At 68.3% G+C, this 22724-nt stretch carries 22 protein-coding genes; 9 read left to right on the top strand and 13 right to left on the bottom strand.

What is annotated here, in order from left to right; genetic code table 11:
- Positions 1-60 precede the first annotated feature (60 nt).
- Positions 61-1359 (top strand): polysaccharide deacetylase family protein, encoded by a 1299-nt coding sequence (locus JJL56_RS20825; protein ID WP_345772616.1) that lies wholly within the window; start codon positions 61-63, stop codon positions 1357-1359.
- 32 nt (positions 1360-1391) lie between these two features.
- Here the strand turns inward: JJL56_RS20825 and JJL56_RS20830 are convergent, their stop codons facing one another.
- The 9 genes from JJL56_RS20830 to JJL56_RS20870 form a co-directional block, all read right to left on the bottom strand.
- A complete protein-coding gene (locus tag JJL56_RS20830; RefSeq protein ID WP_247891172.1) occupies positions 1392-1787 on the bottom strand; it encodes a hypothetical protein in 396 nt (131 codons plus the stop codon).
- Positions 1788-1858: 71 nt separating this feature from the next.
- Positions 1859-2104 carry a hypothetical protein gene (locus JJL56_RS20835; protein WP_145626799.1) on the bottom strand — a complete coding sequence of 82 codons (246 nt, stop codon included), beginning with the start codon at positions 2102-2104 and terminating at the stop codon, positions 1859-1861.
- A gap of 607 nt (positions 2105-2711) precedes the next feature.
- Entirely contained in the window at positions 2712-3881 is a 1170-nt protein-coding gene (locus JJL56_RS20840) for a PAS domain-containing sensor histidine kinase (RefSeq protein WP_200486134.1), read from the bottom strand.
- A 260-nt stretch (positions 3882-4141) separates the two neighbouring features.
- Positions 4142-6202 (bottom strand): amylo-alpha-1,6-glucosidase, encoded by a 2061-nt coding sequence (locus tag JJL56_RS20845; protein ID WP_145626795.1) that lies wholly within the window; start codon positions 6200-6202, stop codon positions 4142-4144.
- Positions 6195-8162 (bottom strand): malto-oligosyltrehalose trehalohydrolase, encoded by a 1968-nt coding sequence (gene treZ, locus JJL56_RS20850; protein WP_200486135.1) that lies wholly within the window; start codon positions 8160-8162, stop codon positions 6195-6197. The genes JJL56_RS20845 and treZ overlap by 8 nt, the downstream gene beginning before the upstream one ends.
- 133 nt (positions 8163-8295) lie before the next feature.
- Positions 8296-8550: a (2,3-dihydroxybenzoyl)adenylate synthase gene (locus JJL56_RS20855; RefSeq protein ID WP_145626794.1), complete on the bottom strand. Its 255-nt coding sequence runs from the start codon at positions 8548-8550 to the stop codon at positions 8296-8298.
- A gap of 29 nt (positions 8551-8579) precedes the next feature.
- The gene (locus JJL56_RS20860; protein ID WP_200486136.1) at positions 8580-9770 is read right to left on the bottom strand and encodes a zinc-dependent alcohol dehydrogenase; all 1191 of its coding nucleotides are present in this window, start codon (positions 9768-9770) and stop codon (positions 8580-8582) included.
- Complete coding sequence (locus JJL56_RS20865) at positions 9767-10504, bottom strand: SRPBCC family protein (protein ID WP_200486137.1); 738 nt, start codon at positions 10502-10504, stop codon at positions 9767-9769. Before JJL56_RS20865 ends, JJL56_RS20860 begins: the two co-directional genes overlap by 4 nt.
- Entirely contained in the window at positions 10501-10935 is a 435-nt protein-coding gene (locus tag JJL56_RS20870; protein ID WP_038526583.1) for a DUF3775 domain-containing protein, read from the bottom strand. Before JJL56_RS20870 ends, JJL56_RS20865 begins: the two co-directional genes overlap by 4 nt.
- A 204-nt stretch (positions 10936-11139) precedes the next feature.
- On the opposite strand from JJL56_RS20870, the gene JJL56_RS20875 reads away from it, so the two are divergent.
- From JJL56_RS20875 to leuA, 4 genes are all read left to right on the top strand, one after another.
- Positions 11140-11799 carry an alpha/beta hydrolase gene (locus JJL56_RS20875; protein ID WP_145626788.1) on the top strand — a complete coding sequence of 220 codons (660 nt, stop codon included), beginning with the start codon at positions 11140-11142 and terminating at the stop codon, positions 11797-11799.
- A 74-nt stretch (positions 11800-11873) separates the two neighbouring features.
- The gene (locus JJL56_RS20880) at positions 11874-12248 is read left to right on the top strand and encodes a CidA/LrgA family protein (protein ID WP_145626786.1); all 375 of its coding nucleotides are present in this window, start codon (positions 11874-11876) and stop codon (positions 12246-12248) included.
- The gene (locus JJL56_RS20885) at positions 12245-12967 is read left to right on the top strand and encodes an LrgB family protein (RefSeq protein ID WP_200486138.1); all 723 of its coding nucleotides are present in this window, start codon (positions 12245-12247) and stop codon (positions 12965-12967) included. The genes JJL56_RS20880 and JJL56_RS20885 overlap by 4 nt, the downstream gene beginning before the upstream one ends.
- A gap of 390 nt (positions 12968-13357) precedes the next feature.
- Positions 13358-15070: a 2-isopropylmalate synthase gene (gene leuA / locus JJL56_RS20890; RefSeq protein WP_200486139.1), complete on the top strand. Its 1713-nt coding sequence runs from the start codon at positions 13358-13360 to the stop codon at positions 15068-15070.
- A 211-nt stretch (positions 15071-15281) separates the two neighbouring features.
- Here leuA and glyS read toward each other — a convergent pair whose 3' ends face one another.
- The 3 genes from glyS to JJL56_RS20905 all read right to left on the bottom strand — a co-directional run bounded on the left by glyS (position 15282) and on the right by JJL56_RS20905 (position 18645).
- The gene (gene glyS / locus JJL56_RS20895) at positions 15282-17369 is read right to left on the bottom strand and encodes a glycine--tRNA ligase subunit beta (RefSeq protein ID WP_200486163.1); all 2088 of its coding nucleotides are present in this window, start codon (positions 17367-17369) and stop codon (positions 15282-15284) included.
- Between the two features lie 13 nt (positions 17370-17382).
- Positions 17383-18270 (bottom strand): glycine--tRNA ligase subunit alpha, encoded by an 888-nt coding sequence (locus tag JJL56_RS20900; protein WP_145626780.1) that lies wholly within the window; start codon positions 18268-18270, stop codon positions 17383-17385.
- A gap of 105 nt (positions 18271-18375) precedes the next feature.
- Positions 18376-18645, bottom strand: a complete 270-nt coding sequence (locus JJL56_RS20905) for a hypothetical protein (RefSeq protein ID WP_035675333.1) — start codon at positions 18643-18645, stop codon at positions 18376-18378.
- 181 nt (positions 18646-18826) lie between these two features.
- Here JJL56_RS20905 and JJL56_RS20910 point away from each other — a divergent pair, with 181 nt between their 5' ends.
- Positions 18827-19054 (top strand): type II toxin-antitoxin system HicB family antitoxin, encoded by a 228-nt coding sequence (locus JJL56_RS20910; protein WP_109070091.1) that lies wholly within the window; start codon positions 18827-18829, stop codon positions 19052-19054.
- 400 nt (positions 19055-19454) lie between these two features.
- On the opposite strand, the gene JJL56_RS20915 is transcribed toward JJL56_RS20910, so the two are convergent.
- Entirely contained in the window at positions 19455-20216 is a 762-nt protein-coding gene (locus JJL56_RS20915; RefSeq protein WP_200486140.1) for a proteasome-type protease, read from the bottom strand.
- 418 nt (positions 20217-20634) lie between these two features.
- On the opposite strand from JJL56_RS20915, the gene JJL56_RS20920 reads away from it, so the two are divergent.
- The 3 genes from JJL56_RS20920 (at position 20635) to clpS (ending at position 22719) form a co-directional block, all read left to right on the top strand.
- Positions 20635-21186 carry a phasin family protein gene (locus tag JJL56_RS20920; protein WP_145626775.1) on the top strand — a complete coding sequence of 184 codons (552 nt, stop codon included), beginning with the start codon at positions 20635-20637 and terminating at the stop codon, positions 21184-21186.
- 268 nt (positions 21187-21454) lie between these two features.
- Entirely contained in the window at positions 21455-21940 is a 486-nt protein-coding gene (locus JJL56_RS20925; protein ID WP_145626773.1) for a phasin family protein, read from the top strand.
- Positions 21941-22392: 452 nt separating this feature from the next.
- Entirely contained in the window at positions 22393-22719 is a 327-nt protein-coding gene (clpS, locus tag JJL56_RS20930) for an ATP-dependent Clp protease adapter ClpS (protein ID WP_035672033.1), read from the top strand.
- Positions 22720-22724: the final 5 nt, after the last annotated feature.

A 22724-nucleotide genomic window follows, 5' to 3' on the forward strand; every position in this document is an offset into this window, starting at 1 on the left:
GTTTGAATTAATCCCGAAGGGGTGGTATTCGACGCGGGCGACGATCCGGAGGAGACACGTGTGAACCGGCCTGACCACGGACGCTCCCTCACGTCCTGCCTCTTCACGGGCATGCGCCGCTTCCGCTCCTCCCTGCTTGCGCTGCCGCTGGCCGTGGGAGCGCTGGCGGCTCTCCCCGACACCGCCGCCCGCGCCGCCGATGGACCGTCGCTGCTGCAACTCGGCCTTTTCCAGAAGGAGGGGGATGCCTGGTGGGCATGGGACAGCCTGCGCCGCCGCTCGCCCGATCTGGCGGATGGGCTCAGCCCGGCGGTCGTTCCGCTCGACGCGCGGCGCCAGGGCGAGGGCGTCGCCCTGCGGGCCACCGCACCGACGGGGCTCGACGTGGCGTCGCTGTGCCGCCGCATGCTCGGCGCCGGGTTCGGCTGCCTCGTCCTCGATGCGCCGCCCCCGCCCTCGCCGGCCCAATCAGCGCCCCAGGCACCGGCCCAGGCGCCGGAGATCAAGCCGCACTCCGACAGCGCGCAACTCGCCCCGCCGCGCCCCGGCAACGAGGCCAAGCCGGACGTCGCCATCACCTACCCGCCGGAAGCCGCCCGGACCATGGCCGCCATCGAGAAAACAGGGCGCCGCAAGGGCCGGCTGGGCGCGGTGATCCCCGATACGGCGCTGGACGTCATGCCGGCGACGCTGAAGGAGGAGGGCTGGAACCTCTGCGCCCTCACCTTCGACGACGGGCCGCACCGGGTGGTCACCCGCCAGATCCTGGACGTGCTGAACCGCGAGAAGATTCCCGCAACCTATTTTCCGGTCGCCAGCGTCGCCGAGAACCAGGGCGAGGTGATCCGCGACTTCATCGCCGCCGGGCACGAGATCGGCAACCACAGCCTGACCCACGCCGACCTGCGCGCCATGGACCCCGAGGCGCAGCGGCACGAGATCGCCGAGGCCAACCGCATCCTGCGTGGGTTCGGCGCCAACCCGGTGCTGTTCCGCCCACCCTATGGACGCTACACGCCGGATCTGCTGGCCATCGCCCGCGAGGAGAGCATGAGCCCGGTCCTGTGGACCGTGGACACCCGCGACTGGCAGGTCCGCGACCCCGACCGCATCGTGCAGCATGTGAAGACCGAGGCGGGGACCGGCAGCGTGCTTCTGCTGCACTCCACCTATCCGTCCACCCTCAACGCCCTGCCCCGCGTGATCGCCGCGATGCGCGCGAAGGGCTGCGAGTTCGTCACCCTGTCGGAGTGGATCGAGCGGATGCACCAGATCGCCACGCCGGCCACGGCGATGGTCCCCACTCTGGTGAAGGCTGGGGCAAAGACCGTCGACACGCCTCTCCGCGCCGCCAACTGAGCGGCGCGGGCCGCCGAAGCCGGGTCGGGTCCTTACTTTCCGGTCTTCTGCTTGCGGATCTGCAGATATTTGCGGATGGTCGCCTCGACCTCCGGCGGCAGCATGTTCCAGGCGCCGGACACCGATCCACCCTTGACCTCCTCGATGGTCACGGTGGCGGCGAAGCTGAACTTGCCGCAGGCGTCGTCGACCCGCACGGTGATGCGCGCGGTCTGGCTGGGAATCAGGGACCCGTCGAAGCCGGTCGCCACGAAGCCTTTGTGGCTGACCCCGGCCAAGGGAAAGCTCTTGCCGTCGAACTCGATCACGTTCGACGGGCCGGCGGACGCGTTGGGCCGGCGCGGCGCCGCCCTCTTCTCGTCCTTGACGGTCACCTTCAGAAAATCGAACAACCCCATGCACAGCCCCCGCCGAACAGCGCCGTCCATCGCCACGGCGTCATCACTTTATGCGCGGACTTGCAAATGGGGCAACCGTGATTTCCCCGGCCGGCGGCGCTTCAACCCTGTGGCGAAGCCGTTCTACCGCGCCGTTCCGATCCGGCGGCCAGCGCATCCTGCGCCCTCCGGATGCACAGCAGGGCGAAGGGAAGCAGAACCACCAGCACCGCCGCCATGCCAACCGCCACCGTCAGCACCCCCGCCATGTCGGCTCCGCCCAGATGGGTGGCGAAGGTCAGCAGCAGATGGAGGATCAACGCGGACAGCATCGCCGCCGCCAACGCCGGACCGGCAAATCCTTGCACGCGCCGGCACCGTGGCTCACCGGTCTCCGCGCGCCACGACCATCGCGGACGCGCCGCCGGGCAAGACGTCCCATAGACATCCAGCATGGGCACCCCTCCCGTCATCACTCACCCGGCGCCGGTTGATTTGGAGCAATACGGCGGGATGAGGCACGACCACTATAGCGGCAAAAATGCGCGGAGCCTAAAATCTGAAGTACTTATTCTGATTGGACGGCCCTCCCGCCAAAGGTTATGGGCCGGGGACAGGCTCCCTCACCTCCCGCGTAGGCTCTCCACAGAGTCTGTGGATAACTGTGTTGACAAGGCCCGGCTTTTCCCGATTCGAGTCAAGCGCGACAAGGCCATAGCGCGATTTGCCCAAATTTTGGGCATGTCACACAAACCATTGAAATGCATTGCCTTTCCAGATTTCAGGGAGTGTTGCAGCGCTCACGCCTGTCAATTGGATTCTGATGCCGGACTCCCGGCGCGGCGATTTCGCGCGGGTCTGTGCCCTGTTGACAACTGATTGTCCGAATCCCCCGCATGAGGCACCCCGTTCCCGCCGCCCCTCCCCCCACCGGCGGAAACGGTTCGCCCAGCCATCCGTTCGCCAGTGTTACAATCAGCCGTTTCCTCCCGATGTCAGGGCCACCGTGACCGCGGTTCCACCGCCCGGCTTGCTGAGGACCCGGATGCCGCCGCCCATGCGCTCGACCAGCGCCTTGCAGATCAGCAGGCCGAGGCCGCTCCCCACCTCGCCGTCGGCACCGGGCGCGGCGTGGTGCGGGTCGATGCGGAACAGATGGGGCTGACGCTCCTCCGGAATTCCCAACCCGTTGTCCTGGACCCGAACGGTCACCCGCCCGTCCGCCAGGGCGGCGGACAGCATGACGATGCTTCCCGAGGGCGAGAAGCGCACCGCGTTCTCGATCAGATGCTTCAGCACGGTGTTCAGCGCGGACAGGTCGCCCAGCACCGGAGTGGCGACGATGCGGTTGACGATGAGGATGTCGCGGGAACGGGCGCGCGGCTCCAACTCCTCCAGCACGTCCTGGAGCAGGCCGCCCAGCTCATAGACCCGCAGGTCCATCGGCACCTGATTCAGCTGCAGACGGGACCACAGCGACAAATTCTCGATGGTCCGCATCATCTGCCGCCCGGCGTCGCTGCACAGCGCCGCGTAGGCCCCCAGATGCGCGGTCCCCGGCGCGGGGCTGGCGCCCGCCGGATCGGGCGACGCCACGTCGGAGGAGATCATCTGGGTGGCGCCCAGAATGGCGCTCAGCGGGTCCTTCAACTCCTGGCAGATCTGCCCCAGGAAGCGGTTCATGCGCGCGACCGCGTCCGCCAGCTGGTCCACCCGCAAGGCGCGTTGCATCTCCTCCTCGCTGCGGCGGGTGATGTCGGTGACGAAGATGCAGAAGCCCGGCGCCGGTCTGCCGTCCGGGTCGGCATCGCCGTCCAGCCGGGAATCGTTGAAGATCGCGCGGAGCCGTGTCCCGTCGGAGCGGATCAGGGTGACGTCGTAGCTGCGGTGCGGGGTCAGATCACGGATGGCCGCCTGCCGCTCCAGGACGCTCCGGCTGTCCTCGGCCACATAGGCCAGAAGATGGGTTCCGACCAGTTCCCCCGCCCGGTAGCCGAGCAACGCGCAGAGCGCCGGATTCACGCCGACGGTGACCAGTTCGCGATCGACCACCCAACAGGCCTGCGCGCTCTGGTCCATGATCCGCCGGCTCAAGCGGTCCCAATCGACCACCGGGCGTGTGGGCTTCGACAGCAGTGCCAGCATGACCCCTCCCGTCATCATCCTGCGCGGGCCAGTCACACGGCTGTGTGTTCGTGAATTTTCTTTCCGACCCGCCACCGATGATAGGCACGGGCGGCAGAAACCTTCAACAGAATGTGGGTTTCACGGATGTTATAGCGCCGTCATCGATTCGCACCTTTCCCGAGTCGCGGCTTTCTTTTCAGTAACCAAGCACGCTTTCCAACATCTGGCCTTAACTTCTTATGACGCTTTTCATAGGCGGAACGACAAGAACGCTAGGATCATTGATCCTCGGCGGTCGCTGCCCAGCAGCGCAGGACCTCCGCCACGCTCCAGGCCTGCGAGATGCAACCGCGCGGGCTGAAGGGCGGCTCGGCGTCGAAGATCTCGGAGATGGTGCCGATCCCCGTCTGGTCCAGATGCGGCAGGAAGCCCTGGAGCAGCTCCCGCGCCCCGGCCTTGTCCTCCGGATGCAGCTTCAGCCACGCATCGACGTAGGGGCCGATCAGCCACCCCCACACCGTGCCCTGGTGATAGGCGGCGTCGCGGGCGCGCAGGTCGCCAAAGTATTTTGGTTTGTAGTCGCGGTGCCCCGGCGCCAGCGACCGCAGACCGACCGGGGTCAACAGCCGTTGCCGCACCGTCTCCACCACCGGCTCCCAGCGGGCGCGGTCGAGCACCGGGTTGTCGAGCGAGACGGCGAAGATCTGGTTGGGCCGGCAGGCGTCGTCGTCGCCCCGCTCCCCGTCCACCACGTCGTAGAGGTGCCCGGCGTGGGCACACCAGAAGCGCGCGTTGAAGGAGGCTCGGGCCCGTTCCGCCAGCTCCTCCAAAGGGCGGGCGGCCTGGATGTCCCCCTCCTCCGTCAGCCATCCGGCGGTCAGGCACAGCGCGTTGTACCAGAGCGCGTTGATCTCCACCGCCTTGCCCCGGCGCGGCGTGACCACCCAGTCCTCGACCTTCGCATCCATCCAGGTGAGCTGGTAGCCCTCCCGTCCCTGGCGCAGCAACCCGTCGCCGAGGTCCACCGCGATGCCGAAGCGGGTGCCGCGCCGGTGATGGTCGATCACCTCGACCAGCCGGGGCAGCAACAGTTGCAGCGTGTGGCGGTCGCCGGTCGCGCGGACATAGCGGTTCAGCGCGTGGAAGAACCACAGCGTGGCGTCGGCGGTGTGGTACAGCCCCTCGTCCTTGCCGTCGGGGAACATGTTGGGGATCAGCCCGTCGCGGATGTAATGGGCGAAGGTGCGCAGAATCCAGCCGGCCTCCAGGTGGCGCCCGGTGGTCAGGGTCAGCCCTTCCAGGCTGATCATGGTGTCGCGGCCCCAGTCGGTGAACCAGTGGTAGCCGGCGATCACCGTGCGCACCTCGTCGCCCTCGGCGCGGGCGCGCATCTGGTCGGCGACGCGGCCCGCCGGCACGAACAGGAAGCTGTCCGCCGACAGCACCAGCTCCGCCATCGCCCCCTCGCGCAGCGACGGATGGGCCGTCCCGACGATGCGGCGGCGCCGCTCCTTCTCGAAACGCAGGACGTCGGCGGGCGGCAGCGCCCACAGCCGTTGCCAGGGTTCGGTGGCAGCGACGAAGCTCAGCGTCTGGCCCTGGCTAAGCGGGCCGCTGAAATAGCCGGGCGTCCACAGCGAGCCGCGTGATTCGTAGCCGCGCTCCGCCTCCACCGGATAGACGATGTCGCGCCGCGCCCCGCCGTCCAGGGTCAGGGGAAGCTCCGCCCCCTCGATGGTCATGCGCAGCACCGGCAGTTCCGGCCCGGCCCAGATCTCGTATTCGTGCCCGCGGGCGGTGACGCGGTAGTCGCGGGCCAGCGGTTCGTCCACCGCCGATTCCAGCTTGCGGAAGGCCATCACCGGGCGCAGGCGCAGGAAGATCGGCTGCGGTGCCTTGACCACCCGGTAGGTGACGTGGACGATGTTCTGCAGGTGCGGCAGCACGATCTGCTTCTCGATCACCACGTCGCCGAATTCGTAGCGCCAGACCGGCAGCCCGGACTCCATGCGGAATTCGGCAAGACCGGAGGGGGCGGCGTCCGACGGGTAGTTCGGGTCGGGCCACTGGTCCGCCTGCGGGTTGTGGCTGGTCAGCCGCCGTTCGGTGCCGTCCGGCTGGATCAGCACGTCGTTGAGCTGGCTCAGCATCACCACGCGGCCCAGCGGGGTCGGCAGCGCCGCCACGAGCAGCCCGTGGTACCGCCGCGTCACCGCCCCCGACAGGGAGGAGGAGGCGTAGCCGCCCAGCCCGTTGGCGACCAGCCATTCGCTGGAAAGCGCGGCGTCCGGCGTCGATCGCAGGAGGTCGCGCGTGATCTTGCGGACGTAATCAGCCATGGGTCTCCTGAGCGCTTTCGCCGTTGCCTTCGCCCGGTTCTTCGTCCGGAACAGCGTCCTTGATGGTCAGGACGACCGCCGCATGGCCGGGAAGCCGCCAAGCGCCGTCCGGCGACTCCAGCGGAGCGATGCCGCAGCCGCCGTAGCGGGCGTCCTCGCTGGACCAAAGGGGCGTCCAATCCCTGCCAACCGGCGGCGCCAGCAGCGGTTCCGGCAGGATGTCCAGCCGCAGGTCGCGGCCGAGATTGACCAGCAGCAGCCGGTCGTCCCCGCCGTCCCCCGCTCCGAAGAAGCGCAGGACGAACGCCTCCTCCCCCAGCACGGCGCCGTCCAGCCCGCCGTCCCCCTGCGCGCGGAACACCGGGTCCTCCCGGCGCAGGCGCAGAAGGTCGCGGTGCAGCGCCCAGACGTCCGCGTGAGTCTCCCGTTCCGCGTGGTCGAGCTTGGAGCGGCGGAAGGTGTCCTCGTCCTGCGGGCGTTTCAGGTGGGCGCGCATGGCCGGGTCGGCGAGGCTGCGGAACTGGGAGAGGAACTCCGCCCGCCCCTCCTCCACCTTGGCGGCGAGATCCGGTTCGTGGTCGGCGAAATAGTGGAAGGGCGCGCTGGCCGCGAACTCCTGCCCCTGGAACAGCATCGGCGTGCCGGGACCCAGCAGGGTCAGCGCGGTCAGCGCCCGGAAGCGCCCCGGCGTCGTCAGGGCGTGGACCCGCAGGCCGCGACCGGAATTGGCGATCTGATCGTGGTTCTGGAGGAAGGTGACGAAGGCCGGTTTCGGCAGCCCATGGGCCGGCGTTCCCCGCCGCTTGCCCTGCCAGCGGTACCATTGCCCCTGGTAGAGAAAGCCGTGCTTGACGGCCGACAGCAACTCCTGCGGCGTGCCGCGGTAGTCGGTGTAATAGGCCTCGTTCCGCCCGGTCAGCGCGACCAGGGCCGTATGATGGAAATCGTCGTTCCACAGGGCGTCCAGCCCGCAGCCGCCCCGTTCAACCGGAGTCGCCATGGCGGCCTCCTGGGATTCGTTCTCCCCGATCAGCAGCGTGCCGCGCCCGCGCGCCGTCTGGCGGACGGCCTGCCCGATCTCCTGGATGATGTGCGGAGCGGAGCGGTCGAAGATCTGCTGGGTGGCGTCCAGCCGCAGCCCGTCGAGATGGTATTCGTCAATCCAGAAGGCGGCGTTCGCCCGGAAGAACTCCCGCACCGGGCCGCAGTTCGGGCCGTCGAAATTGAGCGCGTCCCCCCACTCGTTCCTGTAGCGGGTGGTGAAGTAGTCCGGGGCGAAGCGGGACAGGAAATTCCCGCTGGGGCCGAAATGATTGTAGACCACATCCAGGATCACCGCGAGGCCCAGCGCGTGGGCGCGGTCCACGAAGCGCCGCATGTCGTCCGGCCCGCCGTAGAGCCGGGTCGGGGCGAACAAATCCACGCCGTCGTAGCCCCAGCCGAAGCGCCCCGGAAACTCCGCCACCGGCATCAGTTCCAGGACCGTCACCCCCAGCTCCGCCAGACGCGGCAGTTCGCGCTCCGCCGCCGCCCAGGTGCCTTCCGGCGTGAAGGTGCCGATATGCATCTCGTAGACCACCTGCCCGCGCAGGCCGCAGCCCGTCCAGCCGGCATCGGTCCAGGCGAAGGCGGACGCATCCACGACCTGCGACGGCCCCTCCGGCCCTTCGGGCTGGAAGCGGGAGGCCGGGTCAGGGAAGGCCGGGCCGTCGTCCAACCGGAACCGGTAGAGGCTGCCCACCGGCACCCCCTCCACCGTCGCGGAGAAATAGCCGTTGCCTTCCGCGTCCAGCGTCACCGCGCGCTCCTCCGGCCCGACCAGCAGCCGGATGCTGCGGCAGGCCGGCGCCCAGACCCGTGCCAGTGCGCGATCACCGGGCGCGGGTTCGACGCCTATGGGACAGCGGCGGACGGTGAAGGCCGAACCGCCGGCGTGCGCTGCATCGGGAGGACTCGACACGGGACGTTCTCACCGCACTGTTTCGACCACCGCCCCCAACAGGCGCCGGCCTCCTTCGTCCCAAGAGCGACAGGGTGATGGCGGACATTGCCGACGTCATCAAATGGGAGCGCCACGTGACGTTGCACGAGGCTCACACCCGCTCCCCAAAGCTCTCCGCCGCGGCGTCGATCACCGCGGGATGGGCGCGCAGGCTGTTGAGGGCGGTGTTCCGCTGGGAATCGTCCAATTCCAGTGTGACGATCACATCGACGGCGCCGCCGCGCTCCGCGTCGCGCTCCTCGCGTCCGGTCTGGACGACGTGGCCGCAGCGGTCGCGCAAGCCCCCGACGATCTCCGCCTCGACGCCGCGCCCCTTCTCCGCCGGGTAGGCATAGACGATCTTCATGGCCTTCCACCCCTCATTCCGGCCCGCCGTCACGGCGCGAAGACGACCCGCATGCAGTCGTCGGCCTTCTCCTTGAACATGCGGTAGCCCTGGGGCGCGTCGTCCAACGCCCATTTGTGGGTCAACAGGTAGGCGGGATCGAGGTCGCCCTTCTCGATGTGCTCGAACAGGCGCTTGACGTAGCGCTGGCCGTGCTGCTGGCCCATGCGGAAGGTCAGCGCCTTGTTCATCGCCGCCCCCATCGGGAACTTGTCGATGAGACCGCCATAGACGCCGACGATGGACAGGGTGCCGCCCTTGCGGCAGCACTGGATCATCTGGCGCAGAACGGCGGGCCGGTCGCTCTCGAGCCGCAGGGCCTGCTTGCCGCGGTCATAAAGGTCTTCAATGGCCAGACCCTTGGTGGACGGGGCGCCGCTGTCCGCCTCCATGCCCACCGCGTCGATGCAGACGTCCGGCCCGCGCCCGCCGGTCATCGCCAGCAGGGCGTCGTAGATGTCCACGCGGCTGTAATCCAGCGTCTCCGCCCCCGCCTTCATCTGGGCGGCGCGCAGCCGGTCGGGAACGCGGTCGATGCCGATCACCCGCTCCGCCCCCATCAGGAAGGCGCTCTTCATCGCCATCTGGCCGACGCCGCCGCAGCCCCAGACGGCCACCACGTCGCCCGGCTTGATGCTGCCCATGTCGGCGGCCATGTAGCCGGTCGGCACGGCGTCGGAAACGAAGACCGCCTGCTCGTCCGTCACCCCCTCCGGCACGCGGAAGCAATTGGTGTCGGCGAACGGGACACGGATGTATTCGGCGTGGCTTCCGGCGTAGCCGCCGAAGGCGTGGCTGTAGCCGAAGATGCCGGCGGTGCAGTGTCCGTAGGCCGCCTCCTCGAAGGCCGGTTGCGGGTTGGAGTTGTCGCAGAGCGAGAATTCCTCGTGCCGGCAGTGCCAGCATTTGCCGCAGCCGATGATCGACACGGTGATCACCCGGTCGCCGCGGTTCAGCCGCGTCACCTCCGGCCCCTTCTCGACCACCTCGCCCAGGAACTCATGGCCGATGATGTCGCCGGCCCGCATGGTGGGGACATGGCCGCCGATCAGATGGAGGTCCGACCCGCAGACCGAGGACAGGCCGACCTTGATGATCGCGTCCTGCGGGCCGAGGATCGTCGGGTCCGGCACCCGCTCCACCCGCAGGTCGTTCACGCCGTTCCAGCAGAGCGCCCTCATCCCGTCACCTCCTGCATTCGCGACCGCGACCCGCCCCGCTCGGCCCGCCCGCTCGGCTGGCCGTCGATGGTGGGAAGCTCCCCGACCTCCATGATCCGCTTCAGGCGGCGCAGCGCCTCGCGCGCCTGCTGCTCCGGAGCGACGCCGAACAGGCGGGACACGGCGTCGCCGCCGGCGCCGCCCGGCGGGTGGTAGGCCAGCGTCAGGCTGACCTCCGTCCCGCGCCCGCCCGGTGCCTGACGGAACAGGACGGTGCCGCGGTGCGGCAGGTCCGCCCCCTCCAGCGTGTGCCAGGTGATCAGTTCGTTCTCCCGGACCTTGTCGAGCCGGCTGTTCCAGACCACCGGAACGCCGCCGGGGCCATGGGCCTTCCAGCGGCTTTCCGTGTCGGACAGGATTTCCACGGCGTCGAGGTGGGGGAACAGCGCCGCCAGATGGCGGACGTTGCGCCAGTGGCGGAACAGCTTGTCGGCCGGGACCGCGATGGTGACGTTCGCCTGGGTGGTCGTCGGCTCCCGGCGCAGCGCCGGCAGCGCGGCCTGCCGCAGCGGACTGGACAGCGGAACCCCCGCCGCCCCGGCGAGGAACAGCCCGCCGCCAAGCGCAGACAGTGCCCAGCTTCCCCGCCGTGCCCCGGCGAAGCCCAGCGCCGTGCCGCCGAGGATGGCGGCCCAGCGTTCGAGCGTCCCGGCGGAGCCCTCCGGGTGCCGCCCGCCGTCCCGGCCGCTGGTCATTGCCCGTCCTTCTTCTTCAGGAGGTCCAACTCGTACAGCCCCTTCATCAGGTCGCGGTGCAGGTCGATGCGCTCCGCGATGTCGGTGTAGTGGGTGGCGTCGGGCGCCCGCCCGGCCTCGTCCAGCGCGCGGTCCCACTGGTTCCCGGCGAAATCGCCGCGCCCCACGAACATGACGGCGCGCAGTTCCATGCGTTGTTCGGGCGTCAGGTCCTCCAGCATCCGGTTCAACTGGCTCAACGCGCCGCTGGCGTCGGAGGACAGGATGCTGAGGGCGTCGAGATCGGTCGGGTTCCGCGAACCGCGTTCGCTGGTCTGTTCCCCAAGGTCGATGTTGCGCATTCCCGCGAGGAAACGCTGGCGGTCGGCCACGGCCTCGTAGGCGAGGTCAGCGGCCTGCTTCACGGTATCGACCGAAATCTGTTTGAGCATGTGTCGCACTTCTTTTCAGTTGCACGGCTTTGCCCGACGCCAACAGCCGGGCTGCGGGGGCGTCGGACTACGGCCCGTGTCGCGGACCGCCTCTCGGCACAACCGGAGACGGCGCGGCGAGGTTCCGAACCAACACGCCGGAGCAACAGAGATGCCCGGTGGCTTGTTAACTCCCGCAAGACCTTGGCAAGCCGGAGAACACCCATGCCGCTCCTGTCGGCGCAGATCGGTGACACCGTGGACGAGGGGTTCGCCCCCGTGCGTCTGGACACCGACCGCGGCACCGTGGACGCCCGCCTCTACGCCGCCCCCGATGGCCACAAGGCGGCGGGAACGCTGGGCGTCATCTGGCTGGGCGGCGTCGGCGGCGGCTTCGACTCGCCGGCCCACGGGCTTTATCCGCGGCTGGCGAAGGATCTCACGGCGCACGGCATCGCCTCGCTGCGCATCCGCTACCGCAACCCCCACGCGCTGGACGAGGCGGTCTACGACGCGCTGTGCGGCCTGACCTTCCTCGGCCGGATGGGCATCCATCACGTCGCCTTGGTCGGCCATTCCTTCGGCGGGGCGGTGGCGATCCAGGCCGCGGCCTCCAACCGCGGCGCGGTCTGCACGGTGGTGGCGCTGGCGACCCAGGGGCTGGGCACCGACGCGGTGGCGGACCTGAGTTGCCCGGTGCTGCTGGTCCATGGCGAGGCCGACGAGGTGCTGACGCCGATGTGCTCCATCCATGTCCACCGCATGGCGCGCGAGCCGAAGAAGCTGGTCCTGATGCCCGGCGCCGGTCATTGTCTGGACGAGACTGCCGAGGCCGTCTGCCGCGAGCTGCGCGACTGGCTCAAGGCTCAACTGCTGGCGCGGTAGGGCATATCCTCTCCCTCACGGCAGGCTCCGGGATTAGGCTGCGGCCACCTCCCCGAAAAGCCCGGAGCCTGCCGATGCTCGGCACCCTGACCCTTCTTCTCTCCTGCCAGCTGGCGGGGGAACTGACCGCCCGCCTGCTGCATCTGCCCGTACCGGGGCCGGTGCTGGGCATGGTCCTGCTGTTCGTCGGCCTGCTGGTCCGCGGCGGCGTGCCGGAGCCGTTGCAGGAAACGGCGGGCGGCATCCTGCGGCACCTGTCGCTTCTCTTCGTTCCGGCGGGCGTCGGGGTCATGGCCCACCTGAACCGGCTGGAGGCGGAGGCCCTGCCCATCGCCGCCGCCCTGCTGGGCAGCACGCTGATCGGCGTCGCGCTGACCGCCTGGGTGATGAGTATCCTGAGCCGCCGCAGCCCGGACGCCGAATCCGGCAATGGGGAGGACGTGCCATGAGCCCGGATTTCCACGAGATCTGGGTCTATCTGTCGGCCAGCCCCCTCGCCGGCCTGACCCTGACGCTGGTCGCCTATCAGGCGGGGATGTGGGTGTTCGAACGGTTCGGGCGGCGGCCCGCGCTGAACCCGGTGATGATCGCGGTGCTGTTGATCGCCGCGACGCTGATGGTGGCGGGGATCGACTACCGCACCTATTTCGACGGCGCGCAGTTCGTGCATTTCCTGCTCGGTCCCGCCACGGTCGCGCTGGCGGTCCCGCTCTACCGCCAGTTCCAGCAGGTCCGCCGCTCCGCCGTGGCGCTGCTGGTCGCCCTGCTGACCGGTTCCGCCGCGTCGGCGCTGAGCGCGGTCGCCATCGCCTGGGCGCTGGGCGCGTCGGAGCGGACCATGCTGTCGCTGGCGCCGAAGTCGGTGACCTCCCCCATCGCCATGGGCGTGTCGGAGCAGATCGGCGGCCTGCCCTCCCTCACCGCGGTCTTCGTGATCCTGACCGGGATCATCGCCGCCTCCTTCGGCACCTGGGTGCTGAACCTCGTCCGGGTGACGGACTGGCGGGCGCGCGGCTTCGGCCTGGGGGTGGCCGCCCACGGCATCGGCACCGCCCGCGCGCTCCAGGTGAACGAGGTGGCGGGGGCCTTCGCCGGGTTGGGGATGGGGCTGAACGGGCTGGTGACGGCAATTCTCCTGCCGGTCCTCTACCGCCTGTTCTTCACGTGAAGCCCCGCTCCGCGAAAGAAGATTTCATGGAATCGCGGCTTGACAGAGCAAGCCTGCCTGCGCACAGTGTGTCCCATGATCCGCATCGACCACACGAACGCCCTTCTGCGACTTATCACCCCGGCGCTTTGAGCGTCCGGGTCGTCTGCGTTCGTCTGCCCTGTTTCCTGGTCGAAGTGTCTGTTTTCCCATGAGCACCCACAGTTTGCGCCATTTCGGCACGCGCCCTTGCGGGGTGAGGCGTGTCTCCCGGCTGGGGCCGGGGCTGCGACTTAGGAACGGTCGCTGAGCCGCCCGGCAGCTCGGCGACCGTAGTCCCGCCGGTCCCCACACGACACGAGACAACGCCCCGCAGCAAGAACCGGGGCTCCCAAGGGATCACGAAGCGTCATGAACCACATCGCCACCCCCGCCGCCGCCACCACGTCTGCGACCTCTGCCGCCAAGCACGAGAAGTATGTCCCCTTCGCCCCGGTGAAGCTGACCGACCGCCAGTGGCCGAACCGGACCATCGAGAAGGCCCCGGTCTGGTGCTCGGTGGACCTGCGCGACGGCAACCAGGCGCTGATCGAGCCGATGGGTCCGGACCGCAAGCGCGCCATGTTCGACGCGCTGCTGAAGATGAACTTCAAGGAGATCGAGATCGGCTTCCCCGCCGCCTCGCAGACCGACTTCGACTTCTGCCGCGAGATCATCGAGGGCGGCAAGATCCCTGACGGCGTCACCATCCAGGTGCTGACGCAGGCCCGTGAGGAGCTGATCCGCCGCACCTTCGAGGGCATCAAGGGCGCCAAGCGCGCCATCGTCCACCTCTACAACTCGACCTCCGAGTTGCAGCGCCGCGTCGTCTTCGGGCTGGATCGCCAGGGCATCGTCGACATCGCCGTCGCCGGCACCAAGCTGATCAAGCAGCTGGCCGCCGAGCATCCGGAGACCGAGATCGTCCTGCAATACTCGCCGGAGAGCTTCACCGGGACCGAGCTGGAGTTCGCCCTGGAGATCTGCGAGGCGGTGATGGAGACCTGGGGCGCCGACGCCGGCAACAAGGTCATCCTGAACCTGCCGGCGACGGTGGAGATGTCCACCCCGAACATCCACGCCGACCAGATCGAGTGGTTCTGCCGCAACATGAAGAACCGCGACGCGGCGATCATCTCCCTGCACCCGCACAACGACCGCGGCACCGGCGTCGCGGCGGCGGAGCTGGGCATGCTGGCTGGCGCCGACCGCGTGGAAGGCACCCTGTTCGGCAACGGCGAGCGCACCGGCAACGTGGACGTGATCACGCTGGCGCTGAACCTGCTGACCCAGGGCGTCGATCCGGAACTGCGCATCGACGACATCAACGAGATCGTCCGCGTCGCCGAATACTGCACGCAGCTGCCCGTCCATCCGCGCCACCCCTACGCGGGCGAGTTGGTCTTCACGGCCTTCTCCGGCTCGCACCAGGACGCCATCAACAAGGGCCTGAAGGCGCTGGCCAAGTCCAACCACGGCACCTGGGAGGTCCCGTACCTGCCTATCGACCCGCAGGACCTGGGCCGCAGCTACGAGGCGGTGATCCGCATCAACAGCCAGTCGGGCAAGGGCGGCATCGCCTATGTGCTGGAGAAGGATTACGGCATCCAGATCCCGCGCCGCCTGCAGATCGAGTTCTCCAAGACGGTGCAGCGCATCGCCGACGAGACCGGCAAGGAGCTGGCCCCCGCCGACATCCACAACGCCTTCAAGGCCGAGTATCTGGACATCGACGCCCCGCTGGCCCTGATCGAGCATTCGACCGAGCCGCGCGGCCCGAACTCCGGCGCCCGTGTGCTGAACGTGGTGGTGTCGCGCGACGGCGTGGTCAGCACGCTGAAGGGCTCGGGCAAGGGTCCGATCGACGCCTTCCTGGACGCGCTGCGCCAGGGTGCGGGCATCGACCTGCATGTGGTGGACTACCGCGAGCACGCCGTCGGCGAGGGCGAGGACGCCCAGGCCTGCGCCTATGTCGAGGTGAAGACCAAGGACGAGCGCACCCTGTTCGGCGTCGGCATGGACGCGGACATCGTGACCGCCTCGCTGCGCGCCCTGGTCAGCGCCGCGAACCGCGCTGTGCGGTAAGGGGTTGGAGGAAAGAAAAAAGGGGCGCCCGGTGGGGCGCCCCTTTTTTGTTGGGATGGTGGGGAGTGGCGGCGCCGGAGCCCCCTCCCTAACCCTCCCCCGCTTCGCAGGGGAGGGGACTTTGGAAACTCCCCCTCTCCCGCGAAGCGGGGGAGGGAGGGGACCCACGAAGTGGGGAGGGTGGGGGCACCGCGCGGCCCCCCCTGCCCCATCACCCCTCGATGCGCGAGAAGTCCGCCACGGCGTTCAGCGTCGCCCGGATCTGGCTGAGCAGCCGCAGGCGGTTGGCGCGCAGGTCGGCCTGCTCGGCGTTCACCGTCACCTTGTCGAAGAAGGCGTCCACCGGGCCGCGCAGGCGGGCCAGCGCCGCCATGGTGCCGGTGAAGTCCTCCTTCGCCAGCAGCGGCCGGGCCGTCTCTCCGGCATCGGACAGGGCGCCGTAGAGGTCCTTTTCCTCCGTCAGCGTCAGCAGGGCCGGATCGACCGGCTGGTCGTAGGCCTTGCCGTCCTTCTTCTCCTCGATGCGGACGATGTTGCTGGCGCGCTTGTAGGCGGCGAGCAGGTTCGCCCCTTCCTCCGACCCGACGAAGGTCTGGAGCGCCTTGACGCGGGCCAGCAAACGGACGAGATCGTCCTCGCCGCCCAGCGCGAACACGGCGTCCACGAGGTCGTGCCGCACGCCCTGGTCGCGCAGCGTGACCTTCAGGCGGTCGGCGAAGAAGGCCATCAGGTCGGTGGCGACGCCACCGGCAGCAGCGAAACCACTGACCGTATAAGCGCCGTGCGCGGCCTTGAAGAGTTGCGTCAGGTTCAGCCGCAGCCCGTTCTCCAGGATCAGCCGGATGATGCCCAGCGCAGCGCGGCGCAGCGCGTAGGGGTCCTTCGAGCCCGTGGGCTTCTCGTCGATGGCGAAGAAGCCGACCAGCGTGTCCAGCTTGTCGGCCAGCGCCACGGAGACCGACACCGGAGCCGTCGGGCAGCTGTCGGACGGGCCGAGCGGCTTGTAATGCTCGGCGATGGCCTCGGCGACCGCCGGGTTCTCGCCTTCGCCCAGCGCGTAGTAGCGGCCCATGATCCCCTGGACCTCGGGGAACTCGCCGACCACCTCGGTCACGAGGTCCGCCTTGGACAGCAGGGCGGCGCGGGTCGCCGCGTCCGCGTCGGCGCCGATGGCGCGGGCAATCTCCGCGGCCAGGACCTGGACGCGCGTGACCTTCTCCGCCACCGTGCCGAGCTTGGCGTGGAAGGTGATGGCTCCCAGCTTGGACACGCGGTCTTCCAGCTTCGTCTTGCGGTCCTGGTCCCAGAAGAACTTGGCGTCGGACAGACGGGCGCGCAGAACGCGCTCGTTGCCGGCGACGATCGCCTTGCCGCCGTCCGCCGTCACCGTGTTGGCGACCACGACGAAGCGCGGGGCCATCTTGCCGGCCTTGTCCAGCAGAGCGAAATACTTCTGGTGCGTGCGCATGGAGGTGATGAGGACCTCCGACGGCACGTCCATGAACTTTTCGTCGATGGTGCCGACCAGCGCGACCGGCCATTCGACGAGGCCGGCGACCTCCTCCAGCAGCCCGTCGTCGGGGGAGAGGGTCAGCCCCTCCGTCGCGGCCAGCGCTTCGGCGTCGGCCTTGATCTTGGCCTTGCGCTCGGCGCGGTCGAGCACGACGTGGGCGTCGCGCAGCTTGGCCTTGTAGTCGGCGAAGTCGGTGACCGTGAAGGCGTCCGGCGACAGGAAGCGGTGGCCGCGGGTGCTGTTGCCGAACACCAGCTTGCCCTGAGCGCCGCCCAGGTCGAACGAGCCCTCCAGCACGGCGCCGCCGAACAGGGCGATGATCGAGTGCAGCGGGCGCACCCAGCGCACCGTGCCGGTGCCCCAGCGCATCGACTTCGGCCAGGGGAAATCGCCCATGACCGCCGGGATGATCTCGGCCAGAACCTCCGCGGTAGCGCGGCCCTTCTTCTCCGCCACGGCGAAGTAGAAGACGCCCTTTCCGGTGTCGCGCTGCTCGCACTGGTCCAGGCTGGTCAAGCCGGCGGACTTCAGGAAGCCGGCGACCGCCTGCTCCGGCGCGCCGACGCGCGGCCCTTTCTTCTCCTCGCGGACGTCGGCGGTGCGCTCGGGCAGGCCGTCGATCACCAGCGCAAGGCGGCGGGGGGTGGAATGGGCCTCGGCCGAAGCGAAGGTCAGGCCATTGGCGGCCAGCTTCTCGGTGACGAGACGCTTGAGGTCGTCCGCCGCGCGCGCCTGCATGCGGGCCGGGATTTCCTCGGAGAAGAACTCGATCAGGAGTTCGGGCATGTTGACCGACATGTTACTTGGCCCCCCCGGCGGTCCACGCCTCGCAGCAGGCTTTCGCCAGCGCGCGCACGCGGCCGATGTAGGCGGCGCGCTCCACGACGCTGATGACGCCGCGCGCGTCCAGCAGGTTGAAGAGGTGAGACGCCTTGATGCACTGGTCGTAGGCCGGCAACGCGACGCCCTTGGCGATCAGCGACTGGCACTCCGCCTCGGCGTCCTTGAAATGCTGGAGCAGCATGTCGGTGTTGGCGTGCTCGAAGTTGTGGGCCGAATACTCGACCTCGGCGCGCTTGAACACGTCGCCGTACTTCACGCCCTGCCCGTTGAAGTCCAGGTCGTAGACGTTCTCCACGCCCTGCACATACATGGCCAGACGCTCCAGCCCGTAGGTCAGCTCGACCGCGACGGGGTCGCACTCGATGCCGCCGACCTGCTGGAAGTAAGTGTACTGGGTGACCTCCATGCCGTCGCACCAGACCTCCCAGCCGAGGCCCCAGGCGCCCAGCGTCGGGCTTTCCCAGTCGTCCTCGACGAAGCGGATGTCGTGCAAGCCGGGGTCGATGCCCAGCACCTTCAGGCTTTCCAGATACAGCTCCTGCGGGTTGGCCGGCGAGGGCTTCAGGATCACCTGATACTGGTAATAATGCTGGAGCCGGTTCGGGTTCTCGCCGTAGCGGCCATCCTTCGGGCGGCGCGAGGGCTGCACGTAGGCCGCCTTCCACGGCTGCGGGCCGAGGGCGCGCAGCGTCGTCGCCGGGTGGAAGGTGCCCGCACCCACCTCCATGTCGTAGGGCTGGAGGATCACGCAGCCCTGCTCCGACCAGAACTGGTGGAGCTTGAGGATCAGGGCCTGAAAGGACAGGCCGCGGCTGTCTTGGGAAGACCCGCTCGGGGAGGCCATCGGCGGTCACTTATGATTGGTGTGGAAAAACGCGCCGCACGATACGCGGCGGTATCCCCGGAATCAAGCGCGCCCACCAATCAAGCGCCCGCCAGAGGTTGCGGTTCAGCGCCCGTAGGGGCAGACCGGCCGGCCGCAGGCCACGGCAGAGCGCGGGGCGACGTAGGCGCCGCATTCCGGGCACTTCTCCATGTCCTCCGCGGCCACCTGGGGCGAGCCGCCACCGCTGGTGGAGGTGGGCTTTCCGGAGCCGCGGCGCTCCCGCTCGCGCAGGCGCTCGCGCCCGACCGCGCCGACGCGGTTGTACCAGCGCCAGCCGAACCACACGGCGCCGATCACCAGGATCAGGAACAGGATCTTGGAAAGACTGAACATGGGGGAGGATTAGGGCCTGCGGGGTGCCGCGGTCAAGGGGGGCCTTCACCCCAAAAGATCGACCCGTCGAAAATCGATCGAACATCGAAAGAAGCGTCCGTCGAGCGCAAAGAATCCTTGTCGTCCGCAGCGGAAGCGGCACCTAATGGGTGAAAACCGTGCGCAGAGGAGACGCAACGTCATGAACGCCAGCGCCTATCCGGTCATCGTCCGCCCCCTTCCCCCGGAACAGGGCGTCGGCTATGTGGCCGAGGTGCCCGACCTGCCGGGCTGCACCGCGGGCGGCGCCACCCCCGCCGACGCCAGCACGGCGGCGCTCGATGCCATCGCCGCGTGGATCGAGAACGCCCGCCGCGCCGGGGAACCGGTCCCGCCCCCGTCCGAACGCCTGCGCGAAGTCACCCAGTGAGTGGAGTTCTGTTAACAGGGACGTAAAAGCCTTCGCACCGGGCCCTACCCCATCCCTCCCCCGCTGTGCAGCTGCGGTGTGCACAGACCTCGCAGGGTCCATCCTGCGGCCATGGTTCTGAGGGCGTCGAGGCCGTTTTCGAAGGTTATGGGACCAGGGGGTCTGGAGGATGGGCAGCCGGCCCATCCTCCAGACCCACGCGACGCCCAGGCCGGCCCAGGCCAGGGAGCGGGGCGGGTGTATGGCCTTCCGACCGCCGGCGCAGGCACACGCTTCCCAAACGCACCTTGCGTTCGAGACGCGCGGCCATGCCGGGTCAAACCTCCGCACTCCATTTCCTCCACCGGCATGTGCGCACGCCGTAGCGCCCAGCGGGGGAGGGTTGGAGCGGGGGGAGGGATCATACCACCTCTTCCTCGGTGACCGCCGCCCGCGCCCCCGCGGACAGGAGCGTGTCCACCCACGGGCCGTCCGGCATGCGGCGGGCCAGTTCGGTGATGTTCCGGTTCCACCACAGGCGCTGCTCGACCAGATCGTCGTAGTCGAAGTTCGACTGGCGCCACAGCCGCTCCTCGGCGTTGAAGGTCACCATGTCGATGGGGAAGCCGACGTCGTTCGACGAGAAGCGCGTGCTGTCGAAGGACAGGTAGGCGATCTTGAGCGCCGTCTGCATGTCGGTGTTGTAGGACAGCGCGCGGTCCAGGATCGGCTTGCCGTAGGCGGTGGCACCGATCGACAGGTAGGGCGTGCGCTCGTCCACCTCGATCCAGTTGCCCTCCGGATAGACCAGGAACATGTACGGCTCGCGATCCTCGGCGAGCTGGCCGCCGATGATGGCGTGCAGGTTGAAGGCCAGCTTGGACGCCTCCAGCGCCTCCTTGTCCTCGACCGCCACCTGGCGCAGGCAGGCCGTGAAGGCCGACAGCGCGTCGAGCATGGTCGGGTAGGTCTCGCCGCGGCGCCGGGACATGTCGCGGCGCAGGTAGGCCAGCGTCTTGTCGCGCACGCTGCGCAGGCCGGAATTCAGGATGAAGAAGCGGTCGCCGCCGCCGCCCACCATGGTCACCTTGCGCGCGGACGACAGCTGCGAGCCGCTGGTGATGCGCCCATCCGACAGGCCGATCAGGCCGTCGCGGGTCTTGATGCCGAGGCAATAGGTCATGAAAGAACGTTCCCGAACTGAAGGCTGCGACGTTCCGCCGCGGTTGGTCTGACCTTTGGCCGAAGCGCGTCCCTTCGGCGGGCAGGGTAGGATTGGGCACGATCGGCGGTAAAGCTTTCGTAAAAGCTCCGTCCAGTCGAACCGAAGTGGATCGGTTTTCCCCTTTGGCGGAACGGTGAGGCTTGCGCCGTACCGCCAAGCAAAGGGAACAGGTTCAACTGATATATTGTGCGACGCACAAGATTTTTTGTTGACTCCACGGACTACTGCCCATAGTTTAGCCATTGCTGCACTGCAGCAATTTCGGGCCCGGAACCGTCCGGGCTTCCCCAACGCAGCCGGTCTGCGCCCCGCAGGCGGACAGTCCGCCGGTGCGGGTTTTGCGCGCCGGGCTTCGACGAAGGAAGGAACGCAAGACATGACGACCGTGACGAAGGCCAAGCCGGCCCCCGCCCCCACCCAGGCGTTCGAGAGCGCCGCCATTCAGGCCGCCGCCGCCCAGGCCAAGGAGCAGGTCGAGGGCTTCGTCAAGGCCGGCCAGGAGCAGGCTGCGAAGACCTTCGAGCAGACCGCCTCCGCCACCAAGGAGCAGGTCGAGAAGCTGTCCGCCCAGCTCCTGAAGATCTCCGCCGAGCTTCAGGCCCTGAACAAGGCCAACGTGGAAGCGCTGATCCAGAGCGGCAGCATCGCCACCCAGGGCGCCGAGGAGCTGACCCGCGAGGTGACCGCCTACGCCCAGTCCTCCTTCGACAAGTCGGTCACCACCGGCAAGGCCCTGCTGACCGCCAAGTCGCTGAAGGAGGTCGTCGATCTCCAGAGCGAGTATGTGAAGGCCAGCTTCGACGCCTTCGTCGCCGAGTCCACCCGCCTCCAGGGCATCGGCACCCGCGTCGCCACCGCGGCCCTGACCCCGCTGAAGGATCGCGTGTCGGTCACCGTCAGCACCCTGTCCAAGCCGATCGCGGCCTGACGCGGCGGCACACCAGGACAACGAAGCCCGGCCGTTCCACGACGGCCGGGCTTCGCGCGTGAAGGGGCCGGCCGGGACGCGCCAAAGTTTTTGTGCACCGCACAAAATCCCGTTGACAGGCGCCGGGACCTGCCCTAAGTTTAGTCATGCTGCATTGCAGCATCGACCCGACGCCCGAAGCCACGGGGTCGCTGGTCGGATCATCCGCGCGGTCGCCAATCGGTGGGTCCGGCGCGGGTCAACCCGATGAAATTCGAGGAGCCGTTCCATGACCGACAAATTCGCCGCCGCCACCAAGACCTTCGAAGACGCCGTGTCCGCCGCCAAGCTCAACGTGGACGGTCTGGTCAAGTCCCAGCAGGTGCAGTTCGAGAAGGCCTCGGCCCAGATCCTGAAGGGCTTCGACGAGCTGACCGCCCTGACCAAGGGCAACGTCGACGCCGTCGTGAAGTCGGGCACCATCGTCGCCAAGGGCGCCGAGGAAGCCGGCAAGCAGGTCGCCTCCTTCACCCAGTCCTCGCTGGAGAAGAGCGCCGCCACCGGCAAGGCCCTGCTGGCCGTCAAGACCATCCAGGAGCTGGTCGAGCTGCAGAGCAGCTTCGCCAAGGCGAGCTTCGAGACCTTCGTCAAGGAGAGCGCCAAGCTGCAGGAGCTGTCGCTGAAGACCGCCAAGGACGCCTTCGCGCCGATCAACGACCGCCTCCAGGTCACGGTCGAGACGCTGTCCAAGCCGGTCGCGGCGAAGGCCGCCTAACAGCGCCGGCCCCAGACCAGCCTGAGACGAAATGTCCCGGAGCCAGCAATTCCACAGACCCGGCCGCGAGGCCGGGGCGGCTCCCACCTCCGCCGCCCCCGGGACGCTATCGTCCGGGGGTGCGGACGGCGCAAGGCGGTACCGCTTTAAATCCTGCCGCCTCACGGCATTGTGAAGTTCCGGGAAAGCCCGGCGGTGCAAACCGCCGGGCTTGTTTCTTTTGGGCGCGGTGGACATGTACAGGGTGCCGGCCGTGCTATTTTTGGCACGCCTGTGCGGCAGTTCTGCCGCAATATCAAATGCCTTCCACCAATTCCGGGGTAGCCGGGCAGGTCTTGTTCCGAATGGGCCTCTCCCAAATGGGGACTCACCGAAAACGGCCCCTTCCCACCGCGCCCGGAGTTCTCATATCATTCATGCGACGTACATCGCGATGCTGACCTGTTGAGACCATGGCCGAAAACGACAAGCACGGCGACGAGGGCACCACCACGGGCGTGGTCATCAAAACCAAGCCTAAGACTAAAAAGCCCTCGATGTATAAGGTCTTGATGTTGAACGACGACTACACACCTATGGAATTCGTCGTTCATGTCTTGGAGCGCTTCTTTGCCAAGTCGCGCGAGGAGGCCACACGGATCATGCTGCATGTGCACCGGCGGGGTGTGGGCTTGTGCGGCGTGTTCACCTACGAAGTGGCGGAGACGAAAGTCACGCAGGTTATGGACTTTGCGCGCCAGAACCAGCACCCGCTGCAATGTACGCTAGAAAAGGATTAAGGCCA

Source organism: Azospirillum aestuarii (genome assembly GCF_016632405.1).
In the GTDB taxonomy this organism is placed as follows: domain Bacteria; phylum Pseudomonadota; class Alphaproteobacteria; order Azospirillales; family Azospirillaceae; genus Azospirillum; species Azospirillum aestuarii.

What these genes read in the sequence shown, in the direction of transcription:
- JJL56_RS20830 (WP_247891172.1), bottom strand. Translation starts at nt 1,787, where the DNA reads ATGGACGGCGCTGTTCGGCGGGGGCTGTGCATGGGGTTGTTCGATTTT.
- JJL56_RS20840 (WP_200486134.1), bottom strand. Translation starts at nt 3,881, where the DNA reads ATGCTGGCACTGCTGTCGAAGCCCACACGCCCGGTGGTCGATTGGGAC.
- JJL56_RS20845 (WP_145626795.1), bottom strand. Translation starts at nt 6,202, where the DNA reads ATGGCTGATTACGTCCGCAAGATCACGCGCGACCTCCTGCGATCGACG.
- JJL56_RS20855 (WP_145626794.1), bottom strand. Translation starts at nt 8,550, where the DNA reads ATGAAGATCGTCTATGCCTACCCGGCGGAGAAGGGGCGCGGCGTCGAG.
- JJL56_RS20860 (WP_200486136.1), bottom strand. Translation starts at nt 9,770, where the DNA reads ATGAGGGCGCTCTGCTGGAACGGCGTGAACGACCTGCGGGTGGAGCGG.
- JJL56_RS20865 (WP_200486137.1), bottom strand. Translation starts at nt 10,504, where the DNA reads ATGACCAGCGGCCGGGACGGCGGGCGGCACCCGGAGGGCTCCGCCGGG.
- JJL56_RS20870 (WP_038526583.1), bottom strand. Translation starts at nt 10,935, where the DNA reads ATGCTCAAACAGATTTCGGTCGATACCGTGAAGCAGGCCGCTGACCTC.
- JJL56_RS20875 (WP_145626788.1), top strand. Translation starts at nt 11,140, where the DNA reads ATGCCGCTCCTGTCGGCGCAGATCGGTGACACCGTGGACGAGGGGTTC.
- JJL56_RS20880 (WP_145626786.1), top strand. Translation starts at nt 11,874, where the DNA reads ATGCTCGGCACCCTGACCCTTCTTCTCTCCTGCCAGCTGGCGGGGGAA.
- JJL56_RS20885 (WP_200486138.1), top strand. Translation starts at nt 12,245, where the DNA reads ATGAGCCCGGATTTCCACGAGATCTGGGTCTATCTGTCGGCCAGCCCC.
- leuA (WP_200486139.1), top strand. Translation starts at nt 13,358, where the DNA reads ATGAACCACATCGCCACCCCCGCCGCCGCCACCACGTCTGCGACCTCT.
- glyS (WP_200486163.1), bottom strand. Translation starts at nt 17,369, where the DNA reads ATGCCCGAACTCCTGATCGAGTTCTTCTCCGAGGAAATCCCGGCCCGC.
- JJL56_RS20900 (WP_145626780.1), bottom strand. Translation starts at nt 18,270, where the DNA reads ATGGCCTCCCCGAGCGGGTCTTCCCAAGACAGCCGCGGCCTGTCCTTT.
- JJL56_RS20905 (WP_035675333.1), bottom strand. Translation starts at nt 18,645, where the DNA reads ATGTTCAGTCTTTCCAAGATCCTGTTCCTGATCCTGGTGATCGGCGCC.
- JJL56_RS20910 (WP_109070091.1), top strand. Translation starts at nt 18,827, where the DNA reads ATGAACGCCAGCGCCTATCCGGTCATCGTCCGCCCCCTTCCCCCGGAA.
- JJL56_RS20915 (WP_200486140.1), bottom strand. Translation starts at nt 20,216, where the DNA reads ATGACCTATTGCCTCGGCATCAAGACCCGCGACGGCCTGATCGGCCTG.
- JJL56_RS20920 (WP_145626775.1), top strand. Translation starts at nt 20,635, where the DNA reads ATGACGACCGTGACGAAGGCCAAGCCGGCCCCCGCCCCCACCCAGGCG.
- JJL56_RS20925 (WP_145626773.1), top strand. Translation starts at nt 21,455, where the DNA reads ATGACCGACAAATTCGCCGCCGCCACCAAGACCTTCGAAGACGCCGTG.
- clpS (WP_035672033.1), top strand. Translation starts at nt 22,393, where the DNA reads ATGGCCGAAAACGACAAGCACGGCGACGAGGGCACCACCACGGGCGTG.